The organism is Shewanella halifaxensis HAW-EB4 (assembly GCF_000019185.1).
GTDB classification, from domain to species: domain Bacteria; phylum Pseudomonadota; class Gammaproteobacteria; order Enterobacterales; family Shewanellaceae; genus Shewanella; species Shewanella halifaxensis.
On sequence record NC_010334.1, the window covers coordinates 2,585,110 to 2,603,620 of the forward strand.

An 18,511-nucleotide genomic window follows, 5' to 3' on the forward strand; every position below is an offset into this window, starting at 1 on the left:
TAAATGGAGCCTAATAAATGGATTTTACCTTTACAGAAGAACAAGAAATGATCCGTGATACAGCCGTTTCTTTTCTTGCTGATATATCCGCGAGTAATCAAGTACGTTTGGTAATGGAAACACAAACCGGTTATGACAAAACACTTTGGAAAAAAGTTTGTGAAGAGATGTTTTGGCAAGGTGTTACGGTACCTGAAGCTTATGGTGGCTTAGGACTTGGCTATGTAGAACTTGTTGCTTTGTTAGAAAAAATGGGAGAACGACTGTTTTGTTCACCTTTTTATTCCACGATTGCTTTAGCTGCAAATGCATTATTAATTGCAGGCAATGAGCAGCAAAAAAAACGTTATTTTGAAATTATTCTGGCGGGTGCTACTGCGACAGTTGCCTATACTGGAGCAAATGGTAGGTGGGATGCGAAAGCGGTAGAAGCGCTGTGTGTCAAAGAGAATGGTCAATATAAATTAAATGGATGCTATCGATACGTTGTTGACGGTCATAGCGCTAATTTCTTGATTGTTGCCGCAAGAAGCCTTGGCAGTGTCGGTGAGGAAGGAATAAGTTTGTTTGTTGTTGATGCTAACGCTGAAGGTGTGCAGCGCAATTGGCTACCGACCATGGATCAAACCCGTAAACAGGCTGAAGTTGTTTTTGAAAACGTTATAGTTGAGCCCTGTGCGTTACTAGGTGAGTTTGAACAAGGTTGGCAGAATCTATCGATTGTCATCGATTTAGCCACAATCGCAATTGCTGCCGATCAGGTCGGTGGCGCTCAAGCAGCGTTAGATCAAAGTGTAGATTACACCAAACAACGAGTTCAATTTGGAAGAACTATCGCGTCATTTCAAGCGATTAAACACAAAGCTGCAGATATGATGCTCAAAGCTGAAGCTGCGCGTTCATCAATATATTATGCAGCATGCGTTGCCGACCAATTTCTAAATTATAACGGCCAAGATGTTGATGGCATGCCTACTCAGACGATAAACCCTTTGCGCAAAGAGTTAAGCGAAGTAGCGAGTATCGCGAAAGCCTATTGCAGTGATGCATATTTTTTTAACGCTGGTTGCGGGATCCAACTTCACGGTGGCGTTGGTTTTACTCAAGAGTATGATATTCAACTTTATTTTAAACGAGCCAAATCTACCGAGACATATTTAGGAAATAGCGCTTATCACCGTGAGCGTTTAGCCAATCTTATCCTCAAGCCAGGAGCTTTATTATGAAACTGAACTTTGATAAAGCGGATGAGTGCTTTCGTCACGAGGTTAGTCAATGGCTTAGTGAAAACTTGAGCGGAGAATTTGAATGTGTTCGTGGCCGAGGTGGCCCCGGAGACGAACATATGTTTATTGAAGAGCGTAAGGCGTGGGAGCAAAAACTATATCAAGGGGGCTGGACTTGTATTGGTTGGCCAAAAGAGTATGGAGGAAAAGCAGCAAGCATTGTTCAACAAGTTATTTTTAACGAAGAATATGCAAGGGCCGGTGGACCTGGAAGAATAGGCCATATTGGTGAAACTCTTATTGGGCCGACATTAATCGCCTATGGCACTGAAGAGCAAAAACGTCGCTATCTTCCGGGAATTTTAACGGGCACTGAATTTTGGTGTCAGGGTTACTCAGAGCCCAATGCTGGCTCTGATTTAGCTAACGTACATACCAAAGCTAAGTTTGATGATGAAACTGGACAGTGGTTAATAAATGGTCAAAAAGTGTGGACATCTCTAGCACATGAATCTCATTATTGTTTTGTAGTTGCTAGAACTGATCCACAGTCTGTTGGTCAAAAAGGCCTTGGTTTCTTTTTAGTCAAAATGGACCAACCTGAAGTCGATGTTAGACCTATTGCTCAAATGACGTCGACGAGTGAATTCAATGAAGTGTTTTTTGATGATGCCCCCTGTAGCAACGATGAACTGATTGGTCAGTGTGGCGACGGGTGGAAAATCGCGATGAGTCTACTCGGATTTGAACGCGGAATTTCAACTCTTGGTCAACAGATGCTTTTCACTAACGAGTTCAACGATATTGTTAATGCCGCAAAAACAAATGGGGCCGCTGATGATCCGATAATAAGGCAAAGAATTAGCGAGGCTTACATCGGATTAAAAATAATGCGTTATAACAGTATGCGTATGTTGTCCAGTTCAAACGCAGACGGAGTCTTATCAAAAGAGGCGATGTGCTACAAACTGTATTGGTCAAGCTGGCATCGTAACCTTGGTAAACTTGCTATGGACGTACTAGGCCCCGAAAGTGAAATTTTAATAGGCAGTCCATACCAACTCAATCAAACGCAATCCATGTACCTCTTTTCTCGCTCTGATACGATCTATGGTGGAACCAATCAAATTCAACGAAATATTATCGCTGAACGCGCATTAGGAATGCCAAAAGAGCCTAGAGGTTAAAAGTTAGAAACTTAGAGCCTTGATCCGCCGTTATAGATACGGGCTTGATAAAAGCAATCACTTATTTAAGTAAGGCTTTAAACAGAAAAGCCCCTATCAAGTAGGGGCTTAGAGTTAAATTGATAACGAGCTAATTAGCTTACTGCGTGCTCGCCCGCTAGTGCAGGTTCCTGTACTCGAGATTTACTGCCAATTAATCGCTTTATGTCCTCAATAGTCACATATAAGCATGGGATCAGTACTAAGGTCACTACAGTGGCAAACAACACGCCAAAGGCTAATGATACCGCCATTGGGATCACCATCTGCGCCTGCATACTGGTTTCTGTCATGATGGGCACTAAACCGATAAAGGTCGTGAGTGACGTCAGTAAAATAGCCCTGAAACGGCGACAGCCAGCTTCGAGTACCGATAGCTTCATAGCAATACCTGATTCGCGTGACTTGTTGATGTAATCCACCATCACCAGTGAATCGTTCACGACAACACCCGCCGCTGCAATAATGCCGAATACTGAAAGGGCACTTAAGTCGAGTCCCAAGATCATATGGCCAAGTACCGAGCCTATGACGCCAAAGGGGATCACTGCCATGATCATAATGGGTTGAGAATACGACTTTAACGGTACGGCTAATAGACTGTAGATCACCAGCATAGAGATTAAGAAGTCTCGTAACTGAGTATCAGCACTATCAAGCTGCTCTTGAATATTACCAGATACCTCACTTTTTACTCTTGGGTACTTGTTTAACAACTCAGGTAAAAAGTTATCGCGAATATCTTTGGCAAGTTTAAACGGCTCTGCTTGATCGGCATCTACAGATCCCCAAACGTTAATCGTACGGTTACCATTTTCACGGCGAATACTGTTAACGCCGTCAGTTACAACAATTGCGGCAACTTCAGACAATGGGATCTCTGCACCTTGTGGAGTTTTAATAATCACATCAGAGACTTGCGCAATAGAGTTACGCTGCTCTTCAGGATAACGAAGCATGACTTTAATCTCTTCACCATTACGTAAGATCCGCTGGGCTTCGAGGCCATAAAAGCTATTACCTACCTGACGTGCAATATCGGCAAGGGTTAAGCCTAAACTATGAGCGAGAGGCTTTAACTCAAATTGGATCTCTTTAGCGCTAGATTGACGACTATCATTCACGTCACCAACACCCTTAAGTGTATTCAATTTTGCCTTGAGCTCTTTTGCAGCAGCGACTAGCTGCGCATCATCTTTACCTTCAAGCCTGAAGCTTATATCACCATCATCACGACCTCCACCAAACAAATTATCTTGGATAGTGAAAGATTTCATTCCTGGAATTAACGGCATGTTTTGACGCCACAACTCAGCCACGGCAAAGGTATCGATAGGGCGTATTTCTGGATCAACAAGCTTAGTCATCACTTGTGCCGATGTACGGCCACGAAGCTCAACTTGCATGTCTGATATCATCTTTTGCCCATACTCCTCCTCAAGCTTGCTATCAACGAGTCTAAGCGCCTCTTCAATAGACAACGCTGCTGACAGAGTCGCTTTTTCAGATGCATCGATATTCATTTCAAACGAGATCCGAGGAAAGTCATGGGGGATCTTAGGTTGGCCAATAAAGCGAATTAAGCCGCCTGAATAAAGACCTGCACAAATTAGAATAAGACTGAAGAAAACCATAATCACTGTGTAGCGGTACTTAACGGCAACTTCAAGGAAGGGACGGTAGTACTGAGTGATAAAGATCTTAAGGCCTGTATCGACTTTTGCTTGTAAAAAATTGACGATATTTCGTAACCAATCAACTGGATTCTTTGAACCCGGCTTTACGATGGTTTTTGGCTTCATACGTGCCAAATGCGCAGGCAAGATAAGCTTAGATTCCACCAATGAAAAGATCAGACATAAGATAACTACAAAGCCGATAGCTTGGCCAAATGCAGAAGAGGGACCATCGTCGAGAGTGATAGGTAAAAAAGCCGCAATGGTGGTTAATACACCAAAGGTTGCAGGCATAGCGACGCGTTTAACACCGCGGATAACGTTATCTAGGGTTTGGCCTTTTTCTTCGCATTCGGCGTGGGCACTTTCGCCCATCACAATAGCATCATCGACCACAATACCGAGCACTAATATAAACGCGAATAAGCTGATGACGTTAATCGTTACATCAATCATGCCCATCGGCATAAATAGTAGGGTACCTAAGAAACAAACAGGTAGCCCCATCATGACCCAAAACGCCAATCTGACCCGTAAAAATAGTGCCAATAATATAAAGACTAATATTGCACCACTTTTCATGCTGTCGAGCATGAGGTTTAAACGCCCTTCAAGGTAATAAGTCATATCGACCCAGGGCTCTAGTTTGACACCTTGAGGTAATACTTTCTGTTTATCGAGAATGTAGCCTTTAACAACGTCGGCAACATCGGTCAAGCTCTGATCATTTGCCGCACCGATAAAGAAAGTAACCGAGTTTTTACCATTAAATTTTGAGTATTGAATGCCTTCTTCAAAGCCATCTATAACGGTAGCAACATCACCTAAGAGCAGGGTGGTACCATCTTCAAGGGTGATTAAAGGTAAGCTCTCAAATTCATAGCCCACATAAGCCTGATTTTGAACGCGTAAATTAATATAACCGTTTTCGGCTCTTATCTGGCCGGCAGACATGTTACGTGAATAGCCTCGAACAGCTTCTGCAACATCATTAAAGCTTAAGCCAAATTCACGTAATCTATCTTTACTGACCTCAATGGCAATCTCATAGCCAAGACCACCATAGAAATCTGTAATATTGACCAGTGGTAGTTGTAAAAGCTCGTCGTGGATCTTTTCACCCAAGTCTTTCAATTGACGCTGTGATAGGTCGCCATAGAGACTCATATACATCACTTCTTGACGAAGCTTAATGCGCTCCACTTTTGGTCTTTCCATGCCATCGGGGAAACTCGAAATAGAATCAATTTCCGATTTCACCTCTTCCAGTACCACCTGTGGATCGTAGGAATCTTCTACTCGAAAGTAGCCTGAAGAGACGTTACGATTAGAGTAGGTGATCACCCGCTTAAGGCCCTGCACACTTTCCAGCGCTTCCTCAATCTTAATGGTGATCCCTTCTTCAACCTCTTGAGGGGCGGCGCCAGGGTAGACCGCATTGAACTCTAACCAATTGATTTCAACGGCAGGGAAAAACTGTTTACGGATCGTGTTTGCAGTGAGTAATCCACCTATGATGATGATAATCATCAATAGGTTAGCCGCTACGCTGTTGCGTGCGAACCAAGCAATAATGCCTTTATTGGTATCAGTCATGAATTATTCCTTATCTTCCATCGCTATCTGGGTAGCTTGTGGATCGGTTTGTTCATCTTCTGATAAGGCTTTATCTTCCGGTAAGGCGAGTTGCATACCTTCAATCGGGTAATCAAGCGCTGAGGTGATGACATTCATTCCCGCTTCTAACCCGGCAGAAACAATAACCTTAGAGCCTATCTGGCGTAGAATAGTGATATCTTTATATCTAAGCTTTCCACCCTCATCGAGTGTGGCGACCTGATTGTTGATAACCAAATGACGTGGAATTTCTGCTACTTGTCCCGCATGAGAGCCATCAATACTTGCAGTAACATAGGTGCCATAGCGCAGCTCATTATTGTTAGCGTTAAGTCCGTAAGGATCGGTAACCTCAGCGACTAAATAGGTCATACGACTACGACTATCAATCACGCCCTCGCTCCTTACAATCCTTGCCGGCCACTGTTTTGTTTGTCCAGCAAGCTCACCGGTTAACATCACTTCCGCGCCTTTGCCTTTGTTATCTAAGAACTGCAGCTCTTTGTCGGCAATCGGTAAGCGAACTTCGGCATGAGCGGTACTCAAGACTTTGCCAAGGGGGGTGCCCATGCTGACATAGGAGCCTAATCCTATATTGCGCGCCTCAATTAATGCATCAAAAGGCGCTTTGATAATGGTACGTTCAAGGTTGCGAATAGCACGCTTTAGCCCTGCCTCTGAAGAGTTTAGCTTGGCCACTTCTTGGGCAAGCTGCGGTTTACGCAGACTCAGTTCAGTGGGGACACCATTTTCAATCCGCTTCCATTCTGCCTCGGCGACTTTACCGAATGCTTTCTCTTGTACCAGCGTCGCTCTGGCTGATGCCATATTCGCTTTAGCATCTATAAGTGCTGCTTCATAATCACTGGGATCGATTTTTGCGAGGACATCGCCTTTTTTTACAAAGCCGCCGCGAACGAACTTGTCCGAGAGAAAAACAATTTCACCATTCAGTTGTGAGACTAACTCAGTTTCATACTTGGCGTTCACCACACCATATGAGGTAACGGCAAAGCTCATCGGGTTGATCTCTACAGACTGAATCGATACTAGAGGAGTCGTATCGATCTCCTCCTTCTCTTCCGGGGGCTTTTTTAATGCCGACATGCCAATAAACCCTGCCACGCCAACGGCAATGACAACCATTGGTAAAATGATCTGTTTTTTAGTAGCCACAAACACGTCCTCTTGTTGAAGCAATTTAGTGCTCAATACTTCATTTTTTACTGCTTTTTATACAATAAAGATGAGTAATCGAATTAGTATTTTGAATACATGTTAATGGAAGTGGCTATATGTAACAGTATGATTATGTAAACGTGTGTGACTAAATTTAACATTACTCAATCACAGCAAGGAAAGTAAACAGGCTTTATTGTATACAATGCTAATTCATCTAACTGTTTTTGCACTTAAAATCTTTTAAAATACGTAGGTTTAGAGTGGCAAGCAATAATGCATCACCCAAAAATTTTGATGATATTTGAAACGCTAAAAATGTAACAAAAGCTATTTAGACTGAATATCTTTGAGATAAAAATAGAATCAAGCCCAAAATGACTGATATAGCCGCCGAGAATGAGGTGGGTGAAGTAGAGTTAAGTAGAATAGAGATAAGCTGGAAACGACAGACAAAAAAAAGCAGTACTATATGTACTGCTTGTAATTTTACGATGTTAACCGCAGCATTTCTTATATTTCTGACCGCTACCGCAAACACAAGGGTCGTTACGATTCGGTGTTTTTTCAAAGCGAGTTGTCTGTGGTTTATTGAGAAGGCCCATCAATTGAACCACGTTCTCTTCTTGGGTTTCATCAACCGTGATTAAGCCCACCAGCTCATTATCACTAAGTAACTGCAAGATCTCTGCTTCACGCTCGGCGTTTTGAACCAGAAGTGTTAAAGGGTTTACTTCAGTGCCGATTTTAACTTCGCGTTTAGTGTTGTAACCATAGCTTTCGTGCTTAGGCTTTGGGGTTTTACGCCCTTTAAAAAAGAATTTGTCTGACATGGCTATGGCGCTCAATATTGATAAAACATAAATTTACGCAAGCTTATACTATAAAAATGCACTCAGTGGTATCGAAGTCTAACCTAGAAGGCTATTTTATCTAAAAATACGCCATATTGACGGTTTTCAGTGTTGTTCGTGCCTCATTTGAGAACTGTCCGCTAAAGGATGGGTCTAATTTAATAGGTGTCAATGAGTCGTTCTTGTGCCCGGTTGGGCGCTAAAGCGGCTTAAATCGCGATTTTCGAACAATTGATTTCCATCTGCGACCTTTTGTTATTTCCGCATCGTGAAAAACTTTGTTAAAATCGCCGCAAATTAAAGGAGAGCTTTATATATGCCAGTTTATGTTGTGGGCCACAAAATCCCAGATTCAGATTCAATTTGTGGTGCTATTGCACTTGCACACCTAAGAAACCAGATCGGTGAAGCATCAGTTGCGACTCGTTTAGGTGAATTATCACCTGAAACAGCTTTCATTTTAGAAAAATTCGGTTTCGATGCACCTGAATTCAAAACCAGCTACGCTGGCGAAGAAGTGTATATTGTTGACCATTCAGAGCTAACTCAGGCTCCGGATGATATCGCACAAGCGACTATCGTTGGTATCGTTGACCACCATAAGTTGGGTGACTTAACGACTTCAACCCCGTTAGAGTGCTGGATCCGCCCAGTAGGTTGTAGTAACACCATCATTAAAATGATGTATGACTTCTATAACGTTGAGATCTCAAAAGAGATGGCTGGCATCATGCTATGCGCAATCTTAAGTGACACCGTTATCTTTAAGTCGCCAACTTGTACAACCGCAGACATTAAGTGTGTTGAAGCGCTAGCAGAAATCGCTGGTATTGAAGATTTCAAAGCATTAGGCATGGAAATGTTCAAAGTGAAGTCTGCTGTAGAAGGCACGCCGGCGCGCGACCTTGTTATGCGTGACTTTAAAGACTTCAACATGAATGGCAACCTAGTGGGTATTGGTCAGCTTGAAGTGATTGATCTTGCAGTATTTGACGAGATTAAAGCTGAACTTGAAGCCGATATTGCAGCGCTAAAAGCTGAGGGTAATCGTCATAGCGTACTATTGCTGCTTACCGACATTATGAAAGAAGGTTCTGAATTGCTTATCATCAGTGATGAATTAGCAAAAATCGAATCTGCATACAGCTGTAAATCAGAAGATAACAAAGTTTGGTTAGACGGTGTACTAAGCCGTAAAAAGCAAGTAGTGCCACCACTACAAGACGTTTTCGCTTAATTTGCATTAGCAAACTCGTTTTACATACCATTGATAAAAAAGGCCGAATATTAGTTCGGCCTTTTTTATTTTCACTAGCGTGATAGCGTTAGCTGAAGGTGACTATTTAGTGTCTTTTTTACGTAACTCATTAAGCCTTGCTTGGGCAAGCCCTAGAACGCTGCCTTTTGAGTATTCTCCTTTGTCATTTACTATCCCCACTTTAGCACCCGTCAGCAATTGAATTGCTTGATCAACATGACTGATCGCCCAAATGTGGAATTTACCTTTTTCAACAGCATCAACAATGTCCCGTCGTAGCATTAAGTTATGGATATTCGACTTGGGAATAATCACGCCTTGGGTATCTTTACGGCCCTTAATTTTGCACACGTCAAAGAAACCTTCAATCTTCTCGTTAACTCCTCCAATAGGCTGAGCCTCACCAAACTGGTTCATCGACCCCGTTATGGCGATATCCTGGCGTAGACCAAGCCCAGAGAATGAAGATAACATAGCGCACAACTCAGCCATGGTTGCACTGTCTCCATCTACGCCGCCATAGGACTGCTCAAAGGTTAAGTGCGTCGACAGCGGTATTTTATCAGTCTTACCCAAAATGGATGCGATGTACGCGGTTAAAATCATCACGCCTTTAGAGTGAATGCTGCCACTAAGCTCGACATTGCGTTCTATATCGAACACGCGTCCTTTACCAAAAGCGGTGGTTGCGGTGATCCGGCTCGGCGCACCAAATTGATAATCTGTGGTCGACATCACCGATAACCCATTAACTTGGCCAACGGTCTTTCCATGAGTATCAATCAAGGTGGTGCCATTAATAAAGCTTTGCATGAAATCATCTTTCGCGCGGCAAATTCGTTTCTCTTTATTCGCTAACGCTTGCTCTACATGGCTTACCCTGATCATGTTTGAATTCACTGCATGCGCACAATAGTTAGCTTCTCGTAATAGATTGGCAATATCAACGGAGTGCAGCGACAACATGTTTTGATCGTCGGCTTGTCTAGAGCTAAATTCAATAACACGCCCAATCGCTTTCTTATCGCAGTGCAGCATTTTATTACTGTGCACTATACTCGAGATAAACTGAGCGTAATGAGCCTCGGACTCATCGCTACGTGGCATTCTATCTTCAAAATCGGCGGTAACCCTAAACAGTTCAGTAAACTCGGCGTCATATTGCTGCAATAACTTATAGGTCGCAAAATCACCAAACAAAATGATCTTAACGTCTAAGGGAATAGCCTCAGGGTCGAGGGATATTGTGCCGGATAGGGTCACTTCACGTTCCAGTGAGGTCAAACTCAACTTACGTGAACGCAGTGCGCGCTTTAGCCCGTCCCAAACATAAGGGTGCTCAAGGACTTTTACTGCGTCTATCATGAGAACGCCGCCATTGGCTTTATGCAAGCTGCCGGGGCGGATCAGCGAGAAGTCAGTAAATACCGTTCCTTTATAAGTCGCGTTTTCTACATAGCCAAAAATGGTGTGGTAGTTCGGCGTTTCCTCGACAATAATCGGCTGTAATTGCGACTCTTGCGACACTAGAACGTTGATCTGATAGCGCCTCGGCATCTTCTTACTCATGGAGGCGTAGGCAAGGGCAGCTTGCTCTTCGCTCTCTTCTAGGAAGATATCCAGATTATCAATGATGTCTTTATGCATCGCCTTAATATAGGCTTTAACATTTGCTTGATCTTTATATTGCTCTTTTAGCGCAGTCAAAGCATGAGAAAGCACTTCTTCGGCGACTTGCTCATCATGCTTTTGTTGCTTTTCAGAATACTCTTCTTCCCAAACCGTTATTTGTCTAACGATACCGCGAAGTTGCGCTTCCAATGCTGAAATCGCTCCCTGCATCACATCTTGATCTTTCGCTGAAAGTGCTAAGTAGCTCTCTTCGGTATGAGGCTCTTCACCATTTAATGCAACCAATTCATAGTTACCCTGCGGTGAAACAGAGAGGCCGACCGAATGACTCTTAGCCTTTTCGGTCAACAAGACCAAGGCTTCTTCCTGTTTTGCAGCAAGTTGATTTTTTAATTTATCGGCGCGGCTATAGTACATCTCATTGTCGAACGCTAAAGGTAAGGCCTTTAGCAGTTTTGACATGAGTTTTTCGATATCCTTTTTAAAGCTCAAGCCCATTCCAGCTGGCAGCTTAAGGACTTTTGGACTACGAGTGTCGTCAAAATTAACCACATAACACCAATCGTATAAGGTGCGGCCGTTAGAATTTGGTGCTTGACGGTTCAGATGGCGCAGCACCATGGTGCGTTTTCCGAGGCCATTTCGACCGAGCGCGTAAATATTGTAGCCTTTCTCTTTCATCGATAGAGCAAACTCTACGGCTTGTTGAGCACGGGCTTGACCCACGATTTCGTCTAATGGTTCGAGGTGTTTTGTCGACTTGCAGTCTAATGAGAGCTTGTTAAGCGTCGATGCGCGATAAAGCTTGGTACTGCTGAGAGGTTTTATTGGCATAATACGTCCTCTTAATGACGGTCAATAATTTTACTCTATACAGTTAGATAACATATTTCTGCAATTATTTGCTGTTAGGGTAATTATTAATCAAAAAGCGGTATTGAACGGCTAATAAATAACCGCAACAGATTTTATCACTGCATTTACTGGTGTCATACCCATAAAAAAGATGACAATTTCAAAGACTTTTATCGAAATTCATATTCAAAGGCACTGCGAGCGCTAATCTGCGCAATGATAAAGCCCTCAATGAGTAATGAGGGCTAATACATCCATTTTAGCTAATTGCTGTCTTTGTTCTTAATTAAATTAAACCAAATACAAGCATAGGGCATAGGCAATACAGATTTACTGTTTAGCATGCTGTTTCAAAAACTTAAGTACCTCAGCCTGTTCATCTGGGTTTAATCCAGCTCTTGGGAACATACTACGAGTAATACCTTGCCACTGTTTATAACTATGATCTGCAGGGTTTGGCGCCGAATGGCACATAGTGCATGCATGATAGAAGATCTTTTCACCTTTACTCTGAGTTTGCTGTTTGACAGACTTTATCGATTTCAGGGCCGCGGCCAGTCCCAAACTACTTATATCAAACGGGGTCTTAGGGATTTCAATTTTGGGAGGCTGATAAGCTTTATTCGGTGACTCTGGATCTAAACACTTTTTAAAGGACGCCAAGCAGGTATTTGCACTCGTGCCTTGGCTTAATCCGCTTGATGGTCGAGCAGAAGTTAACATGTTAATTGAGCCTGAATTACAGCGGCCCTTGTTATCTAATTGAAGCCAAGCCCCTTCATGGATATAAATAACACCTGGCATCACATTGTCGGCGATCTTCGCCCCCGCTAATAGCGCCCCGCGGTCATTGTAAACCTCAATCAAATCTCCACCTTTAATGCCACGCTGTGCAGCGTCATCTTTATTAATTAACGCAAATTGGCGGCCATCCACGGACTCATAGCTGTTAACGTCAGCATTGGCCATCTGCGAATGTAAGCGCATCCATGGGTGAGGGCTTAAAACATGGACTTGCTCGGGTTTCGCATTGCCAAGCCATTCGGCAGGAGGGATCCATTCAGGCATAGGCGGGCAGTCAGGCAACTGGTATGACTTAATCTGCTCACTATAAAGCTCAATTTTACCTGATGGTGTGTGCAGTGGATGTTTTATTGGATCTAGATAAAAATCACGGTGACGAACCCAGTCAGTCGCCGCTTTCGGTGTACTGAGGTGAGTGACACCTTTATCCCAGAAGCTGTCAAAGCTATCGCTCGCATCAGACGCAGCATACGCATCCTTAAGGTGCTGCATAAATGTTTTGCCTTGAGTGAATTGCTGCTGAACATTAAATATTTTTGCCAATGCAGAGAAGATTTCATAATCATTCCAACTTTCACCTACAGGCTCGAGCACTTGCTTCATGGCGTAGATCTTGTTGTTGGAATAGGTACCGCCAGAGCTAATATCATTGCGTTCAAGTGTTGTTGTGCTTGGCAGAACAATATCGGCATAAACTGAGGAGGCACACCACCAAGGATCTTGATTAATGATGGTTTCAACATTGTTATTTAGGGCTTGGATTAATTCGTTAGTATTTTGCTGGTGGGACAGTAAATTATTACCCGCATTATAGATTAGCTTAGCGTCTGGAAATGTCAGGGTTTGGCCATTACGAGTGTAGTTGCTGCCAGGGTTATTCAACATTTCAGAGATCAATACCACAGGGCAGCGCGCGGTTATTGGGTTTCTGCCTTGCGATAAACCTGCAGGCATCTTTTTACCTGATTGCGGCATGCCGCCATTACCATAATGCCAGCTAAAACCTGCGCCTTCACCCGGTTTACCAATTTTGCCCGCCATAGCCGCAAAGTTGATAATAGCCCAGTGGATCATCTCTCCATGTTGTGCTCGCTGTAGTGACCATCCGGCACAAATTTGCGTGCGTTTCTTTACTACCTCTTCAGCCAATTCACGAATTTGCTTAGCACTCACACCGGTTATCGCCTCGGCCCACTCGGGGGTTTTAGCTGTGTTGTCAGCAGTGCCTTTAAGGTAATCAAGGTATTGTTTAAAGCCAACGGTGTATTTATCTAGATACGCTTTATCATACAAATCAGATTTGTATATATGGTAAGACATAGCGGTAAACAGTGCGACATCGGTGTTGGGGCGAATATTGATCATCTCGCTAGCCATGGCTTTGTCTGTTTGGGTTTGTTGAGGGTTTATAGAAACAAACTTAATCCCTTTTTTTGCAAAGGCTTGCCAGTGCTTATGCATAGCATGATCCGCTACCCTAAACTCAATTCTATTGGTTTTATAGGGATCACAGCCAACCAATAACATCAATTCTGTATTGTCTTCAATTACTTGCCATGCAGTTTGAGGGGAGTAGACCTCCATATCGCCTATGATATGAGGTAATATCACTTCAGATGCACCTGCGCTGTAATCACCGCTACAAGCACTCTGTCCACCAACTAAATTGAAAAAGCGGCCTTGTAATGTCTGGGGACGCATTAAACCTGCATGGGACCATCCGCCGTATGATGAGCTGAAAATAGCTTGGTTACCATGCTTGGCTATCGTATTGGCAATAGCGGTACTGACCATAGCCATAGCCGTATTCCAGTCTACGCGGACAAAAGGCTCTTTACCTCTAAGGTGTGGCTTATGATCGCCTAAAGGGTTCTCTAAATAGGATTTACGCACCATTGGGTATTTTACCCTAGTGTCGCTGTAGGTTCGGCTTAGGATCCCTTCTAACAACATCTTTGTCGGGAAGGGGTCAATATCTGTCAATGGCTGAACGCCGATCAACACTCCCTCTTTGACGATAGCATTAAAGGGACCATAATGGCTGGCATGGGGAATAGTTTGAGTGTCGGCTGCAAATACTTTTCCAGCAGGAAACAAGGTAAGTCCTTGTGCAGCAACGGTGCTTGCGAGTGCAGATTTAATGAAGTCACGTCTAGTTAATGTCATATCAGTCAGGCTCTCGATATATTGAGGTGGTAGAAGAATATGCTATTCGTTATGGCTTATATTAGTCGATTTAACAAGTGCTGCAGCATTAAATATCGTCATAACTTCAAATATCTTTGCTTTATGTCAATAACGTTATAACTTTCAGAAAACCTTAAATTAATTAATGTTAACCCTATGACTGTAAACCATGAACTCTTAACGTAAACACACAAGAGTTCATGGTTATTCTTAGTCGCTAGACTTAGTGACTGGAGATAGTGACTGGAGATAGTGGCTAGAATGAGCTTGTCTTACAGACCTTTTAAGTACTGGACGTTGGTGGTATTGCTAATAAGAAGTGCAAAATCTGGCGTAGATTGCGATGATAAAAAATCAGTAAATTTGATTACAGTTTCAAACTGACTTTGCTGTAACTGGCTATTAGTCACCACTGTGCGCAGATCCAACATCACGCAATCGAAGTAACCTGGTAGTTCAGTCAATATTTGTGGATTGTAGAAATGTTGACTGCCATATAAGGCATTATGCTCACGGCGCTTCTTATCGATCACAAAATCGACGCCCTTTATATTGGTAATTGACGTAGCTTTCTTACAAACCGTTAAACACTCGTCATCCATAACCGCTTTATCACAACCGCTCGACTGTAAAAACAGACATTGGCGACTAATCATCAACATTATTGGGTGATAAAGACTGTAGTGCACCTTAAAGCCCTTAGGCGCTTTTATGGCTTTGATCTGTTTTCTATTTAATTCATTAGAGACAAATGCGCCGCTACAGCCTTGTTGCTGCAAGCTGTACATACTGACTGAATTACTGGTATTAAGGTAAGGGCCCGCAACCCAATCAATGCCTAAGTCGGTGGCCACAAGGCCAACACCACTATTGTTAGTCACGATTGACTTAGGTTTAACCTCATCGAGTAGCTGTTTAGCGGCGTTAAAATCTTTTTCCATAATAACGGCGCTAAACCAAGGAATAAGCTCAGGTTCTTGGGTAAACAGAAGGGCTAGCTTCTCACGCTCAGCGCTTATCGCATCTGGCACTAAGTAATAGACTTGCACCTGTTTAAGTGCAATCTGCGATTTTAACTGACGATAGAGCGCAAGATCTCGTCTATTAGCAATTAATATCGATAACTGAGTACCTTGCTCGTTATGAGTAGAGAGCCTCTGCTCTGTAGCATTCATCCCATCTGAGACTGTATTTACGCAACTGTTACTATTGATCTGTTGACGAACTTGCTGCAAGGATACGGGCTCAACATGCACTCGGCCGTTATTTAACCAAGTCACAATCTGCTGTTTCATTGTGGTTAACTGCTTAAACGGCACGAACAAGTTTGCAGATAAGTTATCGAAACAAATTGGTGCTAAGGCATACTCAATGTTACCAAGACTCGTGAAACGTTTTAGTAATTCTTCTTTGAGCCCATATTTGTCTGATGTGGCAAGATTAGCCTCCGATAAAAGCGTGAACTCACGTACGGCCATAGATTGCTCGGTATCAGCCCCCACGTTTGCAGGGCTAACTGAAACGGTGATCTGCAATGATTGGTCTTCTTGACCATAAAACGTAAGCGTAATAATTGGCTTGGCTAAACTCAGCAGTTCTATTTTGTCGCCAACGGTAGCAATAATTTCTGTTTTCTCATCATAGAGTGCCTTTTTGACATTCACTGTTCCAGAAGCGTTTTTCTCTGTGAGTAACTTTAGGCTTTCGAGTTGAGTAAAATGCTGCACAGCATTATCACGTGGGTTATCTATGTACATATTTTTACCCACTGCGCCATGTAAGTAACCGTTAGAAAAATCACGGTTGAACACGGTATAGAGTGGGGCTTTATCGGTTGAGATAGTGCTACGCTGCTCAAGCCTTGCGATTTGTTTGCGCCATGTATCGATCACCCGGTACACATAATGAGATTTCTTAATCCTACCTTCAACTTTTAACGAGTCGGCACCCGCTTCATACAGAGCATCAAGATCTGAAAAAGCCGAGTTATCTTTTAGGTTTAACGGATATTGAGCGCCAGTATCTGTGGTTTGATATTGATCTCGACAAGGCTGACTGCAACGCCCGCGGTTCCCCGAATTACCACCATGGGCTGAGCTGAAGTAACAAAGGCCAGAAAAGCCAATGCAATTTGAGCCGTGAACAAAGACTTCAGTTAGCATATCAAGATCATGAGCCTTGTCTGACATCTGTTTGATTTCAGGTAGATTAAGCTCTCTTGATAAGTTTGCTCTAGATGCGCCTAAACGAGATAAAAACTCGAGTTGGCCAGTATTGTGCGTCGTTACCTGAGTCGATGCATGAATATCCAGTGTTGGGTAGTGCTGTTTCAATAGGTAAAACAAGCCGAGATCTTGAACGATAACACCATCTATCGCAGTATTGACCAATTGGTTAAGCAGTTTAAGTAGGGCAGGTAACTCTTGCTCTAACACTATGATATTTAAAGTTAGAAACAGTTGACAGTCATGCTGGTGGGCAATACGCAGAAGCCCATACAGATCTTCAAAACCTAAATTCTCGGCGCGCGTACGGGCATTAAAGCTATTAAGGCCGCAATACACTGCGTCAGCACCAGCAACGATAGCCGCTTTTATGGACTCAATGTCACCACCTGGCGCGAGTAGTTCAAGTTTTCTCATGGTATTCCTAATGCTGGCCAAAAATGCCATAAACGGGTCATTACGGCGGGGCGGTTATCTACGGGCAGAAAAAAGTGATAATCCGCTATTGTAAAACCTCAGAAGAAGGAGATCTATGTCAGTAAAGTGTATTTTAACGAACTATGATATTGATCCTATCACTTACACCTCATCTGCTATATCGAAATGAGTAGACTTGGGCGTAACGGCATTCATCAGGGATAAATAGTTTGATACTAATTGAGAAGCGAAGAGATGACTTGAAAGTCGTTAATAGTGAAAGCTATAAGTATTGAATGTGACAAGTATTGAGAGCTACAGACGCAACTCTCAATACTCAACTATTTTAGTAATAGCTTTTACCAAATAGCCTATGACAAATAGCTATTTAGCAATGTTAGGACCAACATAGCTTGATAGTTTGTTAAATCCGCCTTTTAGTACTTTCACATTACCATAGCCTAATTGGCGTAACGCAGTACCCGCTGCCATGGCGCGCGCTCCCGATTTACACACAATGACCACAGGCTTATCGGTTGGGATCTTTGCTAGGTTTTCAGGAGAAAATAACTCATTAAGACTAATGTTTAGCTGATCTTTCACAGCTAAACCAAAAACCTGACGCTCTTCAGGGGTACGGATATCGATAGCCATAACGTCCGATTTTTGCTGCAGTTGCTTAACGAAACCTTCTGCACTAATAAGACCAATATCTTTACCAACCGTTTTACCTGTCGCTTGGCTAAATTGCTCGTGGTAACTGTTAGCCAATTTTGCATCATAAGCATTGGCGTGGGCACTAAGACCTAATAGCGCACATAATAAGGTTAAATTTACCACTTTGTTCATACACCGTTCTCCAGTTTTATTGTGAGTATTGGCTAGCAGCACAGATCTCACATTTGTCTCGTTATTATTTAAATAGATTTAATCCAGAGCGAAATCCGTTGCAAGGGACTAATTGTTCACTTTGAATGAAATTAATTATAGAGAGCAAGCGTGTAGGATTTTGTTGCACAAAATCACATTTGAGTTACCGATAATATATAAATCATTCTCAAAGCTATTTTTTAGTCAGCACATGAGAAATAAACAAAATCAAGCGGCGTAAAATAAACCATTTAAAACATGTGGATACAGAATATTGGTTTAATTTAATGAACAGAGTTAGAAATTCATAAGGCCATGTATTCATAATCTTTTATATATGATTTTGTTAACGTTATTGAAAAGTAGGAAAATCCCAACTCAAACTTGATGGATATTCATACGATTCAAAGTCGATACGAACGTAAGACAGGATAATAAGAATCGTTTATTTAATAACTGTAAATTAAGTAAACAGCAAAACCCAT

At 42.6% G+C, this 18,511-nt stretch carries 10 protein-coding genes; 3 read left to right on the forward strand and 7 right to left on the reverse strand.

Annotated elements, in window-relative coordinates; genetic code table 11:
* Nucleotides 1-17 precede the first annotated feature (17 nt).
* Together SHAL_RS11205 and SHAL_RS11210 are read left to right on the forward strand one after the other, a co-directional pair.
* Complete coding sequence (locus SHAL_RS11205; RefSeq protein ID WP_012277235.1) at nt 18-1,226, forward strand: acyl-CoA dehydrogenase family protein; 1,209 nt, start codon at nt 18-20, stop codon at nt 1,224-1,226.
* Entirely contained in the window at nt 1,223-2,413 is a 1,191-nt protein-coding gene (locus tag SHAL_RS11210) for an acyl-CoA dehydrogenase family protein (RefSeq protein WP_012277236.1), read from the forward strand. Before SHAL_RS11205 ends, SHAL_RS11210 begins: the two co-directional genes overlap by 4 nt.
* A 134-nt stretch (nt 2,414-2,547) precedes the next feature.
* Here SHAL_RS11210 and SHAL_RS11215 read toward each other — a convergent pair whose 3' ends face one another.
* The 3 genes from SHAL_RS11215 to SHAL_RS11225 form a co-directional block, all read right to left on the reverse strand.
* Nucleotides 2,548-5,724, reverse strand: a complete 3,177-nt coding sequence (locus tag SHAL_RS11215; RefSeq protein WP_012277237.1) for an efflux RND transporter permease subunit — start codon at nt 5,722-5,724, stop codon at nt 2,548-2,550.
* Nucleotides 5,725-5,727: 3 nt separating this feature from the next.
* Entirely contained in the window at nt 5,728-6,921 is a 1,194-nt protein-coding gene (locus SHAL_RS11220) for an efflux RND transporter periplasmic adaptor subunit (RefSeq protein ID WP_012277238.1), read from the reverse strand.
* Between the two features lie 500 nt (nt 6,922-7,421).
* Complete coding sequence (locus SHAL_RS11225; RefSeq protein ID WP_012277239.1) at nt 7,422-7,757, reverse strand: PBPRA1643 family SWIM/SEC-C metal-binding motif protein; 336 nt, start codon at nt 7,755-7,757, stop codon at nt 7,422-7,424.
* 337 nt (nt 7,758-8,094) lie between these two features.
* On the opposite strand from SHAL_RS11225, the gene SHAL_RS11230 reads away from it, so the two are divergent.
* A complete protein-coding gene (locus SHAL_RS11230) occupies nt 8,095-9,015 on the forward strand; it encodes a manganese-dependent inorganic pyrophosphatase (RefSeq protein ID WP_012277240.1) in 921 nt (306 codons plus the stop codon).
* Between the two features lie 102 nt (nt 9,016-9,117).
* Here SHAL_RS11230 and SHAL_RS11235 read toward each other — a convergent pair whose 3' ends face one another.
* The 4 genes from SHAL_RS11235 to SHAL_RS11250 all read right to left on the reverse strand — a co-directional run bounded on the left by SHAL_RS11235 (nt 9,118) and on the right by SHAL_RS11250 (nt 18,005).
* On the reverse strand, nt 9,118-11,502 hold the full coding sequence (locus tag SHAL_RS11235; RefSeq protein WP_012277241.1) for an ATP-binding protein: 2,385 nt from the start codon (nt 11,500-11,502) through the stop codon (nt 9,118-9,120).
* A gap of 351 nt (nt 11,503-11,853) precedes the next feature.
* Complete coding sequence (locus SHAL_RS11240) at nt 11,854-14,493, reverse strand: molybdopterin-dependent oxidoreductase (RefSeq protein WP_012277242.1); 2,640 nt, start codon at nt 14,491-14,493, stop codon at nt 11,854-11,856.
* A gap of 293 nt (nt 14,494-14,786) precedes the next feature.
* Nucleotides 14,787-17,156, reverse strand: a complete 2,370-nt coding sequence (locus tag SHAL_RS11245; RefSeq protein ID WP_012277243.1) for a peptidase U32 family protein — start codon at nt 17,154-17,156, stop codon at nt 14,787-14,789.
* Nucleotides 17,157-17,540: 384 nt separating this feature from the next.
* Nucleotides 17,541-18,005 carry a rhodanese-like domain-containing protein gene (locus SHAL_RS11250; protein ID WP_012277244.1) on the reverse strand — a complete coding sequence of 155 codons (465 nt, stop codon included), beginning with the start codon at nt 18,003-18,005 and terminating at the stop codon, nt 17,541-17,543.
* Nucleotides 18,006-18,511 lie beyond the last annotated feature (506 nt).